Genomic DNA, 17988 nt, shown 5'->3' with positions numbered 1-17988 from the left:
GATTAAGGGTTAGTGATTAATAGGTTGGCATATCGATTCACTTTCCAGCCGGCTCGTTCAGCAAGTCCATGAACTCCATTGTACGAGATTCCATTTTATTTACCACACGGTCTACCAGCATCACCAGATAATTGTAGGCAAACATAGCAATGATACCGACAATCAGACCACCGACCGTAGTAATCATAGCTTCATAGATACCACCGGAAAGTAAAGTGATATCAATGTTTCCGCTTCCGGCATTCGCCATTTCGTAGAATGCACGCACCATACCGGTCACCGTACCGAGGAATCCAAGCATCGGAGCACCTCCAGAAATAGTTGCCATTACAGTCAATCCTTTTTCCAGCTTTGCCACTTCAATATTACCTACATTCTCAATAGCTACCTGTACATCGTTAATAGGACGTCCTAAACGGCTGATCCCTTTTTCTATCATACGTGCCGAAGGGGTGTTTATCGTACGGCAATAGTTAATAGCCGCTTTGATCTCACCGCTATGAATATAGTCTTTAATCCGCTCCATAAACATCGGGTCCTCTTTTCCTGCCTTACGAATCATGTAGTTACGTTCAAACAGGATATAGAAACAGACAACCGACAATACACCCAGCACAATCATAATCCATCCACCCTTGATAGCCATATCAAGCATGTTCATTTCAGGAGCGTTCACCTCCGTCAATACGGGGTTGGCAGTAGCCAGCGAGTCGGCCATATTCATAGCCCCTTGGGCTAACAAGATCATTGCATTCATGAGCGTAGACAGTTTTTATATTCCTGAATGGTACGTTCGAGTCCCAGATACAATGCATCGCTAATCAACGCATGTCCGATGGAGACTTCATCCACCCAAGGAATGTTTTTATAGAAATAATTTAAATTAACCAGACTCAAGTCGTGTCCGGCGTTCAATCCGATACCCAGTTTACGGGCAGTCTTCGCGGCTTCGATAAAAGGAGCGATGGCAGCTTCCGGATTCTTCGGATAGTTCGTTGCGTATGGTTCGGTATACAGTTCGACACGATCCGCTCCCGCTTTTGCTGCATATTCCACCATTTCAGGATCGGCTGCCACAAAAACAGAAGTACGAATACCGGCGCTGTTAAACTGATCAAGCACTTCAGTCAGGAATTCCAGATTTGCTTTGGTGTCCCAACCGGAATTAGAAGTAATCTGTGAAGGATCGTCGGGAACCAGAGTTACCTGATGCGGTTTGACTTTCAACACCAGGTCAATAAATTCCGGAGCGGGATAACCTTCGATATTAAATTCCGTGCGCAACAAAGGGCGCAAATCATATACATCTGAACGACGAATGTGGCGTTCATCGGGACGAGGATGAACAGTGATACCGTCTGCACCAAAAGATTCACAATCAAGCGCTACCTTTACTACATCGGGGACATTTCCTCCGCGAGCATTCCTTAGTGTGGCAATCTTGTTTATGTTTACACTTAATTTAGTCATAGTTCTACGTTATATTTGCCGCAAAAATACAAATATTATTATTAGTTGCCTAATAATACGAAACGCATTATGGGTTCTTTTTTGGTTATTTAAAGTAGAAATCCAAGAAAAAATGCCAAATTTGCATCCTGAACTAATGATGTTGCTTATGAAATTCGCCATTTTCGGAAATACTTATCAGGCTAAAAAGTCCTCTCATGCTGTCACCTTGTTTAAACTTTTAAAGAAACAGGGAGCAAAGATTGGTATGTGCAGGGAATTTTATCAATTCCTAGTTTCTGAAAATATGGATATTAAAGCAGATCAATTATTTGATGGTGATGATTTTACTGCCGATATGGTAATCAGCATCGGAGGCGACGGAACATTTCTGAAAGCTGCCCGCCGCGTAGGAAGAAAAGGGATTCCTATTTTGGGAATTAACACAGGACGTTTAGGATTTCTGGCAGATATTTCGCCGGAGGAAATGGAGGAAACATTTGATGAAATCCAAAACGGCAGATATAGTGTGGAGGAACGGAGCGTACTTCAGTTGATCTGCAACGACAAACATCTCCAAGATTCTCCTTATGCCCTCAACGAAATAGCTATTCTCAAACGAGACAGCTCCTCAATGATTAGTATCCGGACAGCTATTAATGGCGCATATCTGAATACTTATCAAGCTGACGGGTTAGTAATTGCCACTCCAACAGGTTCCACAGCCTACTCTTTGAGTGTAGGAGGCCCGATCATCGTCCCTCATTCCAACACTATTGCCATCACTCCGGTGGCTCCACATAGTCTCAACGTCCGCCCTATCGTTATTCGGGATGACTGGGAGATTACATTAGATGTAGAAAGCAGAAGTCACAACTTCCTCGTCGCCATCGACGGGAGGAGCGAGACTTGCAAAGAAACGACTCAACTAACCATCCGTCGGGCAGATTACAGCATAAAGGTAGTGAAACGTTTTAATCACATTTTTTTCGATACACTCCGCAGCAAGATGATGTGGGGAGCTGACGGAAGACGGTAAACAGTTCACATTATGCAACCGTTATTCCTCACCACCCGATTCAACTATACGGTACTTAAAAATAGAACTTCTAAAAAAAGGGACATTCAAGTTGTTGGGGATGCAACAAATTGGGTATAGATTCCAACTAAAGAGAAAAAGGGCCGGGATTTACTATCTTCAGAAATCAGATTAACATGATTTCCCCCTATATTTACTCAATAAGATTAAAATTATACTGATTGCATTTGCAAATCATTCTTTTATAGACAACAGTCCTTCATTTTATCAATTTCTCCTTATCTTTATTCGCATACAAACTAGAGAGAAAAACTGCTTCCAATCATTCCCATATGACTTCCTCACCGAGAAACGAACTGTCCCTCACCGAGGAAGGATAAGTTCCTCGGTGAGGGACAGTTCGTTGATTTTAATCCAACGAAGGCTTCTACGATTAAAAAGCCGCATATTGTATGCAAATTCATGCTACATTCACCCTATTTTCTGTATATTATTGCAATTATTTATGCAGTTCTTTCCCCAGTTCATCCATAAAAGAACAGCTGTTACCCGAAGAAATATTAAAAACAGACCATCGGGTTAGTTAATATAGAAGAAAAATAAAATATCGATAGAGAAAAATAATACCCCGATATTAATTTAATGTAAACGACTGCGAACCAATCAGGTTCCCGCCTTCAAAAATATCTACCCGGTAATTTCCGGCATATAGAAACTCTTCTACATCCCAAAACACATTGATATTCTGTTCTTCTCCGTTATACTCAATATACTTCTTAATTGAATAAACCAATGTACGGTTTTCATAAGGGAAAGTATTGGATGCACTCTTGGTCAGTACATCATTATCGGGTTTGGTAATACGTATATAAATGGTACGTTCACCGTTTTCAGCAGTTATATTCTTCACGACCGTGAAACTGATAGCCAATTTCACCACATCTTTCACCTTCTTCGCCACTTTACCGCGTTTATTGCGTGGTTCGATACGAATATTAGTTGCATCGAGTTGTGCGGCTAACGTCACCTTCTTATCCAGATTTTTCTTTTCTTCGGAAAGGTTACTGATTTGTTGTGAAGCCTGATTATATTTTTGTGTTACTTCTGCAATGACCTGTTTCTGCTGTGCAGCCAGTTTATTTAGTGAATCAATCTGATTAATATAACCAACCATTACTTTACGTAAAGTAGCCAATTCTTTCTTTAAACGACGAATCTCTGTTGCATTCGAACTCTTCACAGTACGAAGTTCTTCTAATAGACGTTGGGTCTTTAACTGTTCCTGTTCTAACAATACTCCTAATGAGTCATTAGTAACCTTAAACTTCAATTCATCATATTCTTGCACAAAACGACTATATTCGTTTTCCAGATCTTCCTTATCCAATTGGAATTCCTGCACTAACTCCCGATTAGCTTTTTTTTCGGTAAACAATAAATAAGTAATACCAATAATAGCTATCACCAAGATAGCCACGGCCGCAATAAGAAGGCTTTTTTTACTCATAGTTTCAGTTGTGAATTGATAACGTGCGCAAAAGTAATCATTTCGCAACAGAAGTCAAGTATAAAAAGTGAGAGTTTTTGAAAAACTCCCGACTAATCTATGCAATTTTAATTTATTAACCAGTCAACCAGGCCGAACCGACAGACGCAAAGTACCCCGACTGATTCTCCTTTATGATCCTAAGCGGCCACTGACATTACCTGATCGAAGTATCCTTATTTGCGACTTTTACCTTGTTTACGTACTAGTTTTGAAGCAAATGGTACTTTAGCAAACAAGTATTGAAATTATTTTTTAGTGAAGCGGTAGCCCGAGAAATAATATAGAATTCACCTAACGTACAAACGTATGTTATCTACCGTGTGAATGTCCGTTACCCACCGGGCGAGCATCAATAACCTACCAGACAAAAGGCGGTCATCTGCCGGACGAACAGTTCATGAGGGACACGAGAACAGAAACGACACCGACGAAGTGATCCAAACCGACAACGGCAGCAGCCAAAGCCATCTTCTCTGCCCAGTATTATTGCTATTGTTTATAACAGAAATAATACTTTTACTTACTCTTCTTTACTTTACTCTTCTCTACTCTACTGGTTTTCATTGGGTTTTTCCCCTTTACTGGCGGGCGTTTCAGCGCTTTGTACCCCCCTCTCCGAACACCCTCGTTTTTGTATCGTTTTCGTTGTTTATTCTCCGCTTCTCTTCCACGCTTGCCAACGGCTTGTTCGACCACTTTTTTTTCATGATAGCCATCCATTCCGTAGAACTTAGACCTTTAACTAAAATTATTACGGAAAAATTTCTTTAATCAGGATTATCGTTGTAATTTTGTCGCGCTAAAAGATAAAACAAATTATCAACTTTTTAAATATATAGTATTATGTCAAAAGTAACCGTAGTAGGCGCAGGTAACGTAGGTGCTACATGTGCAAATGTACTTGCTTTTAATGAAGTAGCAGACGAAGTAGTAATGCTGGACGTTAAAGAAGGCGTTTCAGAAGGTAAAGCAATGGATATGATGCAGACAGCTCAATTGCTGGGTTTCGACACTACATTGGTAGGCTGCACTAACGACTATGCTCAAACCGCTAACTCTGACGTTGTTGTGATTACTTCAGGTATTCCTCGTAAACCGGGTATGACTCGTGAAGAGCTGATTGGTGTGAACGCTGGTATCGTTAAATCGGTAGCAGAAAACCTGTTGAAATATTCTCCTAACGCTATCATCGTTGTTATCTCTAACCCGATGGATACAATGACTTATTTGGCATTGAAAGCTTTGGGCTTGCCGAAAAACCGTGTGATCGGTATGGGTGGTGCTTTGGATAGCTCTCGTTTCAAATATTTCTTGTCTCAAGCTATCGGTTGCAACGCTAACGAAGTAGAAGGTATGGTTATCGGTGGTCACGGTGATACTACTATGATTCCTTTGACTCGTTTCGCTACTTACAAAGGTATGCCTGTAGCCAACTTCATCTCTGCCGAAAAACTGGAAGAAGTAGCCGCTGCTACAATGGTAGGTGGTGCTACACTGACTAAATTGCTGGGTACTTCTGCATGGTATGCACCAGGTGCAGCAGGAGCATTCGTAGTTGAATCTATCCTTCATGACCAAAAGAAGATGGTTCCTTGTTCTGTATTATTGGAAGGTGAATATGGTGAATCAGATCTTTGCATCGGCGTTCCTGTAATCCTTGGCAAGAACGGTATCGAAAAGATCGTTGAACTGAACCTGAACGAAGACGAAAAAGCTAAGTTCGCAGCTAGCGCAAAAGCTGTTCACGGAACGAACGCTGCTTTGAAAGAAGTAGGTGCTCTGTAATTAATCCCCTTACTTTATATATCAAGAAAGGCTGTTCTTCACTACGAGGAACAGCCTTCTTTCTTTTCTACAGAATCCTACCCCACTATATTTTAAAAAAAGCTAATTCATTTTGCACTTTCAAGTAAAGCTCATACATTTGCATCGTTGTTTATGCAATTATTGTTTAAGTAAACAAGTTCAAAAAAACAGACTACTTCAATAAACAAATTACATAAGAACCGGGTTATTAAATATAGAAGTATCACCTTATTAATATGCAAGATGCGATGAAAAAAGTATTTCTTCTGACAATTCTGCTAAGTCTCACTTTCATAGGAAAAGCGCAGAACTTTCTAAGTCTGGATAGTTGCCGCGCATTAGCTCTTGCCAACAACAAAGATTTGTTGATAAGCAATGAGAAGATAAATGCTGCCCATTATCAACGGAAAGCTGCATTTACGAATTATCTTCCCAATTTCTCGGCAACCGGAGCTTACATGAGAAACCAGAAAGAGTTTTCATTATTAAACAACGACCAGAAAGCTGCGCTTTCAGGACTAGGAACTAATCTGGCAGGCCCTATCCAACAGGCTGCAACCGAGATTGCAACAGCACATCCTGAATTAAAACCACTTATTGCTTCCTTAAGCGGAAAACTAGGAGCGGCTCTGCCTGCTCTCGACCAAGCGGGAAACTCTTTAGTGGATGCGCTCCGCACAGACACCAGGAATGTCTATGCAGGTGCTCTTACATTGACACAGCCTTTATATATGGGTGGAAAAATCCGGGCGTACAACAAAATAACAAAGTATGCCGAAGAGTTGGCTCAAGAACAACACCACGGTGGCATGCAGGAAGTAATCATGAGTACAGACCAGGCTTATTGGCAAGTTATTTCGCTGGTTAATAAGAAGAAGTTGGCGGAAGGTTATTTAAAGCTCTTGCAACAGCTGGACGGTGATGTGAAAAAAATGATTAATGAAGGAGTAGCCACCAAAGCGGATGGCTTGTCTGTACGCGTCAAGGTGAATGAAGCAGAAATGACACTCACCAAAGTGGAAGATGGATTGAGCCTTGCCCGAATGTTGCTGTGCCAACTATGCGGTATTGATCTTAGCTCCCCCATCACGCTAGCAGATGAAAATATGGAAGATATTCCATTACTGACAACAGACCCTCATTTCGATTTATCTACCGCTTATGAGAATCGTCCGGAAATACGTAGTCTCGAATTAGCGACACAGATTTATAAACAGAAAGTAAACGTAACCCGTGCCGAACATCTTCCTTCTATCGCATTGATGGGGAATTATATGGTAACCAACCCTTCTGTCTTCAACAGCTTTGAAAACAAATTCAAAGGCATGTGGAATGTGGGAGTGATGGTACAGATACCTATATGGCACTGGGGAGAAGGTATTTATAAAACGAGAGCGGCAAAAGCCGAAGCCCGCATTGCACAATACCAGCTTCAGGACGCACGCGAAAAAATAGAGTTGCAAGTCAATCAAGCCGCTTTCAAGGTAAAAGAAGCAGGTAAGAAACTGGTTATGTCTTCCAAAAACATGGAAAAAGCGGAAGAGAATCTGCGCTATGCAACGCTTGGTTTTAAAGAGGGAGTGATTGCCACCAGTAATGTTCTTGAAGCACAAACGGCATGGCTGTCCGCTCATTCAGAAAAGATTGACGCACAAATAGATGTGAAGTTAACAGAAATCTATCTGAAGAAATCTCTGGGAACACTGAAATAAATAAAAAGCAGAAAAATAAAGTAAAGAACCCAATCAGAAACAACCCAATCCCTAACCAACTCACAATCCATAAAACATAAATCATAATTCATAATTCATAAATCATATGGCACCTATAAAATCACAAAACAGCAATATGCTGCTTGCATTCCTTACTCTACTGGGAGTTATTGCAATCGTTGCAGTCGTTGGCTTCTTCATGCTTCGCAAAGGTCCTGAAATCATACAGGGACAGGCTGAAGTTACCGAGTATCGCGTTTCGAGCAAAGTTCCGGGACGTATATTGGAATTTCGCGTGAAAGAAGGACAAAGTGTCAATGCCGGAGATACGCTGGCTATTTTGGAAGCTCCTGACGTAGTGGCAAAAATGGAACAGGCACGTGCTGCCGAAGCTGCCGCACAGGCACAAAACGCAAAAGCAATCAAAGGCGCGCGTGAGGAACAAATCCAGGCAGCATACGAAATGTGGCAAAAAGCCCAAGCAGGCGTCACCATTGCCGAAAAATCATATCAACGTGTAAAGAACCTCTATGAGCAGGGAGTAATGCCTGCACAGAAATTGGATGAAGTCACTGCGCAACGGGATGCAAGCATTGCTACAGAGAAAGCAGCCAAAGCGCAATATACTATGGCAAAGAACGGAGCGGAACGTGAAGACAAGATGGCCGCGGAAGCTTTGGTAAACCGGGCAAAAGGTGCTGTTGCCGAAGTAGAATCGTACATAAAGGAGACTTATCTCATAGCTCCGGCTGCCGGAGAAGTTTCAGAGATTTTCCCGAAGGTAGGCGAATTGGTAGGTACTGGTGCTCCTATCATGAATATCGCCGAGCTCAACGATATGTGGGTAACATTCAACGTACGCGAGGATCTGCTCAAAAATCTGACAATGGGTTCGGAATTCGAAGCAGTCATTCCTGCTCTGGATAATAAAAAGATCAAACTCAAAGTATATTATCTGAAAGACTTAGGGACTTATGCCGCTTGGAAAGCAACCAAAACAACCGGACAATTCGACCTGAAAACATTCGAAGTGAAAGCTTCTCCGATAGAGAAAGTGGAAAACCTCCGTCCGGGTATGTCTGTCATCATTGACAAGTAATCATGAGAGAGAGAGAAAAGAAATATATAGCCCTGTGGCAGGTCATGCAAAGAGAGTGCCGGCGGTTGGTTTCACGCCCGCTCTACCTCTTCTGTATGGTCATTGCCCCACTGTTTTGCTATATATTCTTCACCACCTTAATGGATTCGGGACTTCCCAAGGATCTTCCTGCAGGAGTGGTAGACATGGATGATTCGTCCACCTCCCGCAATATTGTCCGCAACCTGGATGCTTTTTCACAGACAGGGGTTGTAGCTCATTACAGTAATGTGACAGATGCACGCATTGCCATGCAAGAGGGAAAAATCTACGGATTCTTCTACCTTCCCAAAGGTTTATCGGCAGAGGCACAGAGCCAACGACAACCGACAATCTCCTTCTACACCAATTACTCCTACCTGATTGCAGGCTCCCTATTGTTCAGAGACATGAAAATGATGGGAGAACTCACTTCGGGAGCTGCTGCAAGGACTATGTTATATGCCAAAGGTGCAACAGAGGATCAGGCTATGGCATATCTGCAACCGATTGTTATCGATACACACCCACTGAATAATCCGTGGCTGAACTATTCGGTATACTTATGCAATACACTGATACCGGGAGTACTCATGCTATTAATATTTATGGTAACTGTCTATTCAATCGGTGTAGAAATCAAAGATCGTACGGCTCGCGAATGGTTACGAATGAGTAACAACTCCATTTATATTGCATTGGCCGGGAAGTTGCTTCCCCACACTGTAGTCTTTTTCATCATGGGTATATTTTATAACGTATACCTGTATGGATTCCTGCATTTTCCTTGCAACAGCGGTATATTTCCGATGATATTTGCCACGCTTTGTCTTGTACTGGCATCCCAATGTTGTGGTATTGTCATGATAGGAACCCTGCCGACTCTACGACTCGGATTAAGTTTTGCTTCCCTGTGGGGAGTCATATCGTTCTCCATTTCCGGTTTTTCATTCCCGGTCATGGCTATGCATCCTGTTTTACAGGCTTTGAGCAATCTATTTCCTTTGCGGCACTATTTCCTTATTTACGTGGATCAGGCGCTCAACGGATATAGTATGGCTTACTCATGGACCAACTATATGGCACTATTAATATTTATGATGCTCCCCTTCTTCGTGGTTCACCGCCTGAAGGAAGCATTGGTTTACTATAAATATATACCCTAAATGAAAGATATAAAATTAAAAGATAAGATAGCTCAAGGCATCAATGACCTGTTTTATATCTGGAAACGGGAGTTTCAGACAACTTTCCGCGACCAGGGGGTACTGATATTCTTTATACTCGTCCCGTTAGGTTATCCGTTGCTATATAGTTTCATCTATGATAACGAAGTAGTGCGTGAAGTTCCTGCTGTTGTTGTAGATGATTCACATTCATCTCTTAGCCGCGAATATCTCCGCAAGGTAGATGCTACACCCGATATTCAAATCGTCTCCTACTGTGCCGATATGGAAGAAGCTAAACAAATGCTGAAAAACCGGCGTGCATACGGTATCATTTATATCCCTTCGGATTTTAGTGACAATATTGCCAAAGGAAAACAGACACAAGTGAGCATCTATTGCGACATGAGCGGATTGTTGTATTATAAATCGATGCTTCTTGCCAACACAGCGGTTTCTCTGAATATGAATAAGGACATCAAGATTGCACGCAGTGGAAATACAACCGACCGGCAGGATGAAATCACCGCTTATCCGATCGAATATGAAGAGATTTCCATTTTCAACCCGACTGCCGGATTCGCCGCTTTCCTAATTCCTGCAGTATTGGTATTGATTATCCAACAAACATTATTACTCGGCATCGGTCTCGCTGCAGGTACAGCTCGTGAAAATAACAGGTTTAAGGATCTCGTGCCTATTAACCGCCATTACAACGGAACGCTGCGAATTGTATTAGGAAAAGGCTTGAGTTATTTCCTGGTTTATATATTGGTAGCTTTCTACGTACTTTATGTGGTACCAAGATTATTTAGCCTCAACCAAATTGGGCAACCCAGTTCATTAATATTATTCGTTGTCCCCTATCTTGCGGCTTGTATTTTCTTTGCGATGACAGCTTCTATTGCCATTCGCAACCGGGAAACGTGTATGCTGATTTTTGTATTCACGTCAGTCCCCTTGTTATTTATTTCCGGAATCTCTTGGCCGGGAGCAGCTATTCCCCCGTTTTGGAAGTATGTATCTTACATCTTCCCCTCTACCTTTGGAATTAACGGCTTTGTAAAAATCAATAATATGGGAGCTACTCTTAGTGAAGTAGCTTTTGAATATAAGGCTTTATGGTTGCAAGCCGGCATTTATTTCCTTACCACCTGTTGGGTATACCGCTGGCAAATACTAATGAGCCGCAAACATGCAATAGAGCGATACAAAGAATTAAAAGAGAAAGCAAACTTATCCAAGCAGATAAGTGATTAATGAGTAAGAATTACAAGAGAGAGAATTAACGGTGTATCCTTTCAATGGGATATGCCGTTTTTCTTTTTATTAATAAGGATATAAAAAAATCCCCCGTTCCAAGAGAGTATAGAACGAGGGATTTTAGAGATATTATAAAGAGAGTATAATAAGTTTAGAACTTGTAACCTACGCCAATAGAGAAGTTCATGTTCTTCGGTGCACCGTCACCATCAGCCAATTTAGCCAAACCAAATTCTCCTGATAAGTCAATAAAGAATTTATTAATTTCATAAGCAACGCCTACACCGAGACCTGCATCAAATCTTTTTGCTCCAAATTGATCATCACCGTCACCAAAGAAATCAATTTTTTCATCACCAATTTTACACTTACCAGCAATACCAAATGCAAAATAAGGACCAGCTTTCACTACAATATTCTGGTTATCAGCAATTGCAAATCTTGCAGCAGCCAATACCGGAATCTCCAAATACATTGGATTCATTTTCACTTCATCCTGTTTAGCACCTTTTTGAGTGAACATCAACGAAGGTTGAATAGACCACATATCAGAGAACTGATATTCCATGCCAACGCCTACATTGAATCCAATCCTCATGTCAGTATCCATATCCCCAGTAAAGTTACTCATGTTCATACCAACTTTGGCATTCCAAGAAATCTGAGAATAAGAAACGATAGAAACAAGTGCAAATAGCACAAAAATCAAACCTTTTTTCATATCATTCATTTTTTAGTTTGCCTTCCTCTTCCCTTTGGTTGGCATTGTTAGTTAATAGTTCTGTTTGAAGTGTGGGGAATTATTCGCAACCGATTAAAGTATTGAAACACACCCTTCCGTATTTAACGTATGTTTTGTAGCCGCAAATATATTTCATTTATTTTATATAAAAAAATCCTTGATAGTCTATTTTTTGCATAAAGGTTATTAAAGAGTGACTATATAGAAAAAAATAATGTTCATCCGGTCTTTTTTTATGCTTAAATAATTTCCGAATAACAATGCAATTAAAATATTCTTGCAAGATTTATACATTTACAATTATTAACCGACTAGCTATTGCTTGTTTACGAAATATTCGTAGATTTGCGAAGTATTCGTAATTAAACAACATCTCCATGGAAAAGTTAACTATACAAGAAGAAGAAGTAATGATCTACATTTGGGAGTTACAATGCTGTTTCGTAAAAGACATTGTTGCAAAGTATACGCAACCGGCACCTCCTTATACCACAGTAGCATCTATCGTAAAGAACCTCGAGCGGAAAGGATATGTCACACCGAAACGTGTGGGTAATACCTACCAATATACTCCTGCCATTCGCGAAAATGAATATAAACGCCATTTTATGAGTGGCGTAGTTCGTAACTACTTTGAGAACTCTTACAAAGAAATGGTTTCTTTCTTTGCCAAAGACCAGAAAATTTCGACCGATGATCTCAAAGATATTATCGAACTCATTGAAAAAGGAAAAGAAAATTAATAGAAAACATTCATCACCATGACTCCGGAACTAGCTTATTTTCTAAAGATAAATGTAGCGATAGCTCTGTTCTATGCATTCTATCGGTTGTTTTTCCATAAAGACACCTTCTTCCATTGGCGTAGGATGGCTTTGCTATGTTTCTTTGCCATCTCCATGCTTTATCCTTTACTGAATATTCAGGGATGGATAAAAGCTCACGAACCAATGGTGGCAATGGCAGATCTTTATGCAACCATCCTGCTTCCGGAGCAAGTTGTGACTCCTACACAAGCGACTGTCATAAATTGGCAAGAGGTTATCACGCAGTTCGCTAAAATTATTTATTGGAGCGGAATGTTATTACTTACCGCACGTTTCTTCGTACAACTGGGTAGCATCATCCGATTGCATTTCCAATGCTCAAAAAGCAATATACAAGGAGTACGCGTACATCTATTAAAAAAAGAAACAGGTCCTTTTTCTTTCTTCCACTGGATATTCATACACCCGCAATCACATACGGAATCTGAAATCAGTGAAATCATTACGCATGAAGAGACCCATGCCCGACAATACCACTCGGTGGATGTGCTTTTCAGCGAAATAATGTGTATATTCTGCTGGTTCAACCCATTTATCTGGTTAATGAAACGGGAGGTCAGAGGAAACCTCGAATACATGGCAGACCATCGTGTATTAGAAACGGGACATGATAGTAAATCATACCAGTACCACTTATTGGGACTGGCACATCACAAGGCTGCAGCAAATTTATCAAATAGTTTCAATGTTTTACCACTCAAAAATCGTATTAAAATGATGAATAAACGAAGAACGAAAGAAATAGGAAGAACCAAATATCTGATGTTTCTTCCCTTAGCTGGCATCTTGATGATTGTCAGTAACATCGAAATGGTAGCACGTACTACTGAAAAATTTGCAAAAGAAATGATGGGACAAGTAACGGAAGAAGTTGCCATGCAAGCTGAAACCACAAATATTCCCGAACTTTCTACAAGAGAAATTCAAGAAATCAGCCTTCCGCAAGGTACAAAAGGAAAGGAAGTAACGGAAACACAAATCAAGAGTGTACCGGATTCAGTTGTCTTTCAGGTTGTAGAAGAAATGCCGGATTTTCCGGGAGGGATGAAGGCATTGATGGATTACTTGTCTAAAAATGTCAAATATCCGGCTGAAGCACATGCAATCGGTGCACAAGGACGTGTAATTGTAAGCTTTACTGTTAAAAAGGACGGAAGTATAGCTGACACAAAAGTAGAACGAAGTGTCAATCCGTATCTCGACAAAGAAGCCATGCGTGTCATTGCTGCCATGCCTAAATGGCAACCTGGCAAACAAAGAGGGGAAGCAGTAAATGTAAGATTTACAGTTCCCGTTGCTTTCAGACTATCCGATCCAGAACTACCCAAGGCGGAAGAGATCAAACAGTCTGATCTGGACGAAGTAGTTGTAGTGGGATACGGTCCACAGGAAGATTCAACTCCCGGTGCAGTAGGTGTGAAAGGAGAAAACACAGATCAGGCTTTCACTGTAGTAGAAACAATGCCCAAATTCCCGGAGGGACAAGCCGGGTTGATGCGTTATCTTGCTAGAAGTATCAAATATCCTGTCATTGCTCAAAAAAACAAAGAACAAGGCAGGGTAATCATACAAATGATTATCGGAACAGACGGTAGTTTGTCAAACGTAAAAGTATTACGTAGCGTATCTCCGTCACTGGATGCAGAAGCCATCCGTGTAGTGGGAAACATGCCTAAATGGGAACCGGGAATGCAAAAAGGACAGGCTGTCCCTGTTAAGTATACCCTCCCTATCACGTTCCGGTTACAATAAATAACTTCCCCGATACCGCTCCCTTTCCTCATCGGTGAGGAACGGGGCGTTCATCGGTGGGGAACCCTCTCCTCCCCGGTGCCGGACGTATCTTTCCCCGGTGCTGAAAAAAGTCATTTCTTTTTCCGTTTTTTACAAGGATAGTTATAAAAAGATCCTTATATTTGTTCGTGTAATAAAACATTATTCACATGAAAAGATTCGCATGGATTATCGGTTTAATATTCTGCACAATCTGCACCATACAAGCCAAAGACAGAGTTATCGAGCGGCCTCCTTTTCTAGCATGGAGCTCCAATAGTATTGAGATTGATAAAATTGTCATGAGTGATACCGTGACAACAGTGTATATAAAGGCTTTTTATCGTCCGAAATACTGGATTAAAATAGCAACGGGCAGTTTTCTGAAAGATAATAATGGAATGCTTTATCCCATCCGAAAGGGAGTTGGAATCACATTGGATAAGGAATTCTGGATGCCGGAATCGGGAGAAGCGGAGTTTCAACTCTTATTTCCCCCAATACCTGAAAATGTAACCAGTCTGGATTTCTCGGAAGGAGACTTCGACGGGGCCTATAAGATATGGGGAATACAATTAGACAAAGATACATTCTATAAACAAAAACTTCCCAAAGAAGCAGTCGTACACAAAATAAATAAGAAAGCGATATTGCCTACTCCAAAGTTGGTTTATGGGACTGCTACACTTAAAGGAAAAATACTGGACTATCAAAAAGAGATGATGCAACAAATGAAGATGCATATAGAAAGTCCTGCATTGAATGTCCACAACGAACAGAATATCATAAAGATCAAAGAAGACGGCACTTTTCAGGCGGAGGTCAAAGTAGCGTCCGTTACAAGTGTAGCATTAGAACTTCCTTTTGGCTGGATCGAGTGTCTGATAGCTCCCAACGAAGAGACATCGCTCATCATCAATACAAAGGAACTATGCCGTAGACAGGCGCATCTGCAAAAAAAGGATAAAACGTATGGAGAACCTGTATACTTTAATGGTTATCTGGCTAGTCTGCAACAAGAATTAGCTTCCGTAGATATAGATATTGTGTTGAAAAGAGTTTATTACATGGATATGTATAACGACATTGCCGGGAAAAGCGCAGATGAATACAAGGCTTATGTATTGGAGCGTCTTCCATACATTCGAAAAGAAATTGCACAATCCCCATACAGCAATGCGTGTAAAGAGCTATTAAATATTCAGGTAGATCTGGCAGCGACTGGTAAAATCGCCATGACGGAGAGAGAACTAAAATCAGCATATATCGCTGTTAATAAACTGAATAAAGAACAGACTGACGACTATTTCTACAATACCCGCATTGACATTCCTACAGGATACTATGACATATTGAAAGAGTTCACTTCTATCAACACTCTGAAAGCGCTATACGGTAAATATTACGCATCAACAATATACTTGATAAGTTTTCTGCCAAATTCTTTAGATGTACTTAAAGAGACACTGGGAACGGGACAGGGACCCTTATTCGATAACATTAAATTTAATAAACTGTATCAATCCATAAAGGATTTTACCCCGTTAACAGCAGAGCAGAATGCCGAACTAAAAACTTTTTCTTCCCCGGCATACGCAGAGATGCTTACTCAAACGAACAAAGAAATAATAAAGAAAATTGAATTAAACAAAAGAAAGACAGGCTTCACTGTAAACGAGACGGGACAAGTCTCCAATGAGGACTTATTCCCATCCATTATCTCTAAATTCCGCGGACACACGTTGTTAGTCGATTTTTGGGCAACTTGGTGTGGCCCTTGTCGCACAGCCAATAAAGCCATTACTCCAATGAAAGAGGAATTAAAAGACAAGGATATTATCTACCTCTACATCACAGGCGAAACTTCACCCAAAGGCACTTGGGAAAATATGATTACCGACATTCATGGTGAGCATTTCCGTGTGACAAATGAACAATGGAGTTTTCTGATGTCCAGCTTCAATATCCGGGGAGTTCCCACTTATTTTATTGTTGATCCGGAGGGTAATATTACTTTCAAGCAAACTGGATTTCCCGGAGTAGACACCATGAAAAAAGAGCTTATGAAAGCTTTGAATAAGTAACTCGAACGTTAAAAAGATAGTGACGGTATATGCTTAGGATAGTGACGGTATATGATAATGATACCGTCACTATTTCTATCGGATAGCGTCACTATCTTGTAGAGGAAAATCCGCCAACAACAATTGCTACATAAGTATGTCATCATAATTAGTTTATATAATATATTTAGGCACGGATTACGCGGATTATAATATAAGATTATTTTGCAAGAATACGTAATCCTAAAAATCAATAAATAAACGAGCCTCCATAGTCTTTGAAAAGACTACAGAGGCTCGTTTTATATCCTATGGATAACTTACTGCAAAGCTATCCAACTCCAGATTCCACTTATTTATGCATTTCCACGATTTGAGTCGGCGCCATCTCTACATTCCGTCGATCTACTTGGCGAACGACACTGGCAGCCAGGGATAAGAAAGCACGTCCGGTTACGGAATCTTCATCCAACGCAACAGGTGTACCATTATCTCCCCCTTCGCAAATGCTTTGTACGATAGGTATCTGTCCCAACAAAGGAACATTCATCTCTTCAGCCAGTTTCTTTGCGCCTTCTTTTCCGAAGATATAGTATTTATTTTCGGGAAGTTCGGCAGGAGTAAACCAAGCCATATTTTCAACCAAACCAAGGATAGGTACATTTACCTTATCATTGGTAAACATATTGATTCCCTTACGGGCATCTGCCAAAGCCACTGCCTGCGGAGTGCTGACAACAATCGCCCCTGTCATGGCCAGCGTTTGAACAACTGTCAAATGAATATCACTGGTTCCGGGAGGAAGGTCTATCAGAAAATAATCCAACTCTCCCCAAGCTGCATCAGCAATCAACTGTTTCAACGCATTACTAGCCATTCCACCACGCCACAAAGTTGCCTGATCCGGATCGACAAAGAAACCGATAGATAATAATTTCACTCCATATTTTTCTACCGGAATAATCATGTCACGACCGTCGATACGTTCAGCATAAGGGCGTGCATCTTCCACCTGAAACATCTTCGGCATAGAAGGACCAAAAATATCAGCATCAAGCAAACCTACTTTATAACCTAATTTAGCCAAAGCAACAGCCAGATTCGCAGACACCGTAGACTTGCCTACTCCACCTTTACCGGAAGATATGCCGACTATATTCTTCACTTGCGGAAGGAGCTTGCCAACTTCCGGACGGGCAGCTTGTTTACTTTCCGCTGTGATCGTTACCTGCACATCAGGAGAGACATACGTATGGATAGCTGTTTCCGCAGCCTTCAACATTGATTTCATAAACGGATCAGTCGGTTTCTCAAAGATCAATGAGAAGCTGACAGTCATGCCATCAATACGGAGATTATCGGCAACCATCTCCGCTTCCACCAGATTCTTTCCCGTACCGGGATAACGCACCGTTGCCAATGCATCTAATATCAATTTAGGATAGAGAGTCATTTTATTTACTATTTGACGATTTACTATTT

15 protein-coding genes are annotated in these 17988 nt (G+C 41.0%); 9 read left to right on the top strand and 6 right to left on the bottom strand.

Features of this window, described 5'->3' with window-relative positions:
• Positions 1-37 precede the first annotated feature (37 nt).
• Positions 38-757 (bottom strand): MotA/TolQ/ExbB proton channel family protein, encoded by a 720-nt coding sequence (locus HMPREF9009_RS07620; RefSeq protein WP_008020483.1) that lies wholly within the window; start codon positions 755-757, stop codon positions 38-40.
• Entirely contained in the window at positions 754-1470 is a 717-nt protein-coding gene (locus HMPREF9009_RS07615; protein WP_004307837.1) for a pyridoxine 5'-phosphate synthase, read from the bottom strand. Before HMPREF9009_RS07615 ends, HMPREF9009_RS07620 begins: the two co-directional genes overlap by 4 nt.
• 148 nt (positions 1471-1618) lie before the next feature.
• Between HMPREF9009_RS07615 and HMPREF9009_RS07610 the strand changes: the two genes are divergently transcribed.
• On the top strand, positions 1619-2488 hold the full coding sequence (locus HMPREF9009_RS07610; RefSeq protein ID WP_008020482.1) for an NAD kinase: 870 nt from the start codon (positions 1619-1621) through the stop codon (positions 2486-2488).
• A gap of 634 nt (positions 2489-3122) precedes the next feature.
• Here the strand turns inward: HMPREF9009_RS07610 and HMPREF9009_RS07605 are convergent.
• Together HMPREF9009_RS07605 and HMPREF9009_RS25905 are read right to left on the bottom strand one after the other, a co-directional pair.
• Entirely contained in the window at positions 3123-3995 is an 873-nt protein-coding gene (locus HMPREF9009_RS07605; protein WP_008776712.1) for a hypothetical protein, read from the bottom strand.
• A gap of 558 nt (positions 3996-4553) precedes the next feature.
• The gene (locus tag HMPREF9009_RS25905; protein ID WP_008020480.1) at positions 4554-4757 is read right to left on the bottom strand and encodes a hypothetical protein; all 204 of its coding nucleotides are present in this window, start codon (positions 4755-4757) and stop codon (positions 4554-4556) included.
• A gap of 123 nt (positions 4758-4880) precedes the next feature.
• Between HMPREF9009_RS25905 and mdh the strand changes: the two genes are divergently transcribed.
• The 5 genes from mdh (at position 4881) to HMPREF9009_RS07575 (ending at position 11098) form a co-directional block, all read left to right on the top strand.
• On the top strand, positions 4881-5822 hold the full coding sequence (gene mdh, locus HMPREF9009_RS07595; RefSeq protein WP_004297234.1) for a malate dehydrogenase: 942 nt from the start codon (positions 4881-4883) through the stop codon (positions 5820-5822).
• A gap of 269 nt (positions 5823-6091) precedes the next feature.
• Entirely contained in the window at positions 6092-7555 is a 1464-nt protein-coding gene (locus tag HMPREF9009_RS07590; RefSeq protein ID WP_049702296.1) for a TolC family protein, read from the top strand.
• Positions 7556-7661: 106 nt separating this feature from the next.
• The gene (locus HMPREF9009_RS07585; protein ID WP_004315462.1) at positions 7662-8654 is read left to right on the top strand and encodes an HlyD family secretion protein; all 993 of its coding nucleotides are present in this window, start codon (positions 7662-7664) and stop codon (positions 8652-8654) included.
• Positions 8655-8656: 2 nt separating this feature from the next.
• Positions 8657-9838 (top strand): ABC transporter permease, encoded by a 1182-nt coding sequence (locus HMPREF9009_RS07580; RefSeq protein ID WP_049701822.1) that lies wholly within the window; start codon positions 8657-8659, stop codon positions 9836-9838.
• Positions 9839-11098: an ABC transporter permease gene (locus tag HMPREF9009_RS07575; RefSeq protein ID WP_049701821.1), complete on the top strand. Its 1260-nt coding sequence runs from the start codon at positions 9839-9841 to the stop codon at positions 11096-11098.
• Between the two features lie 154 nt (positions 11099-11252).
• Here HMPREF9009_RS07575 and HMPREF9009_RS07570 read toward each other — a convergent pair whose 3' ends face one another.
• The gene (locus HMPREF9009_RS07570) at positions 11253-11822 is read right to left on the bottom strand and encodes a porin family protein (RefSeq protein ID WP_004314733.1); all 570 of its coding nucleotides are present in this window, start codon (positions 11820-11822) and stop codon (positions 11253-11255) included.
• Between the two features lie 398 nt (positions 11823-12220).
• Between HMPREF9009_RS07570 and HMPREF9009_RS07565 the strand changes: the two genes are divergently transcribed.
• The 3 genes from HMPREF9009_RS07565 to HMPREF9009_RS07555 all read left to right on the top strand — a co-directional run bounded on the left by HMPREF9009_RS07565 (position 12221) and on the right by HMPREF9009_RS07555 (position 16527).
• Positions 12221-12586 carry a BlaI/MecI/CopY family transcriptional regulator gene (locus HMPREF9009_RS07565; RefSeq protein WP_004305524.1) on the top strand — a complete coding sequence of 122 codons (366 nt, stop codon included), beginning with the start codon at positions 12221-12223 and terminating at the stop codon, positions 12584-12586.
• Between the two features lie 18 nt (positions 12587-12604).
• Positions 12605-14422 (top strand): M56 family metallopeptidase, encoded by a 1818-nt coding sequence (locus tag HMPREF9009_RS07560; protein WP_049701820.1) that lies wholly within the window; start codon positions 12605-12607, stop codon positions 14420-14422.
• 191 nt (positions 14423-14613) lie between these two features.
• Entirely contained in the window at positions 14614-16527 is a 1914-nt protein-coding gene (locus HMPREF9009_RS07555) for a TlpA family protein disulfide reductase (RefSeq protein ID WP_049701819.1), read from the top strand.
• A 331-nt stretch (positions 16528-16858) separates the two neighbouring features.
• Here HMPREF9009_RS07555 and HMPREF9009_RS07550 read toward each other — a convergent pair whose 3' ends face one another.
• Complete coding sequence (locus HMPREF9009_RS07550) at positions 16859-17959, bottom strand: Mrp/NBP35 family ATP-binding protein (RefSeq protein ID WP_004309381.1); 1101 nt, start codon at positions 17957-17959, stop codon at positions 16859-16861.
• Positions 17960-17988: the final 29 nt, after the last annotated feature.

Source organism: Bacteroides sp. 3_1_13, from assembly GCF_001185845.1.
GTDB classification, from domain to species: Bacteria; Bacteroidota; Bacteroidia; order Bacteroidales; family Bacteroidaceae; genus Bacteroides; species Bacteroides xylanisolvens.
This window is presented reverse-complemented; position numbering and strand designations above follow the sequence as displayed.

Bases quoted from the DNA above. Each gene is read 5' to 3' on its own strand.
- HMPREF9009_RS07620 (WP_008020483.1), bottom strand. From the start codon at position 757: ATGAATGCAATGATCTTGTTAGCCCAAGGGGCTATGAATATGGCCGAC.
- HMPREF9009_RS07615 (WP_004307837.1), bottom strand. From the start codon at position 1,470: ATGACTAAATTAAGTGTAAACATAAACAAGATTGCCACACTAAGGAAT.
- HMPREF9009_RS07610 (WP_008020482.1), top strand. From the start codon at position 1,619: ATGAAATTCGCCATTTTCGGAAATACTTATCAGGCTAAAAAGTCCTCT.
- HMPREF9009_RS07605 (WP_008776712.1), bottom strand. From the start codon at position 3,995: ATGAGTAAAAAAAGCCTTCTTATTGCGGCCGTGGCTATCTTGGTGATA.
- HMPREF9009_RS25905 (WP_008020480.1), bottom strand. From the start codon at position 4,757: ATGGATGGCTATCATGAAAAAAAAGTGGTCGAACAAGCCGTTGGCAAG.
- mdh (WP_004297234.1), top strand. From the start codon at position 4,881: ATGTCAAAAGTAACCGTAGTAGGCGCAGGTAACGTAGGTGCTACATGT.
- HMPREF9009_RS07590 (WP_049702296.1), top strand. From the start codon at position 6,092: ATGAAAAAAGTATTTCTTCTGACAATTCTGCTAAGTCTCACTTTCATA.
- HMPREF9009_RS07585 (WP_004315462.1), top strand. From the start codon at position 7,662: ATGGCACCTATAAAATCACAAAACAGCAATATGCTGCTTGCATTCCTT.
- HMPREF9009_RS07580 (WP_049701822.1), top strand. From the start codon at position 8,657: ATGAGAGAGAGAGAAAAGAAATATATAGCCCTGTGGCAGGTCATGCAA.
- HMPREF9009_RS07575 (WP_049701821.1), top strand. From the start codon at position 9,839: ATGAAAGATATAAAATTAAAAGATAAGATAGCTCAAGGCATCAATGAC.
- HMPREF9009_RS07570 (WP_004314733.1), bottom strand. From the start codon at position 11,822: ATGAAAAAAGGTTTGATTTTTGTGCTATTTGCACTTGTTTCTATCGTT.
- HMPREF9009_RS07565 (WP_004305524.1), top strand. From the start codon at position 12,221: ATGGAAAAGTTAACTATACAAGAAGAAGAAGTAATGATCTACATTTGG.
- HMPREF9009_RS07560 (WP_049701820.1), top strand. From the start codon at position 12,605: ATGACTCCGGAACTAGCTTATTTTCTAAAGATAAATGTAGCGATAGCT.
- HMPREF9009_RS07555 (WP_049701819.1), top strand. From the start codon at position 14,614: ATGAAAAGATTCGCATGGATTATCGGTTTAATATTCTGCACAATCTGC.
- HMPREF9009_RS07550 (WP_004309381.1), bottom strand. From the start codon at position 17,959: ATGACTCTCTATCCTAAATTGATATTAGATGCATTGGCAACGGTGCGT.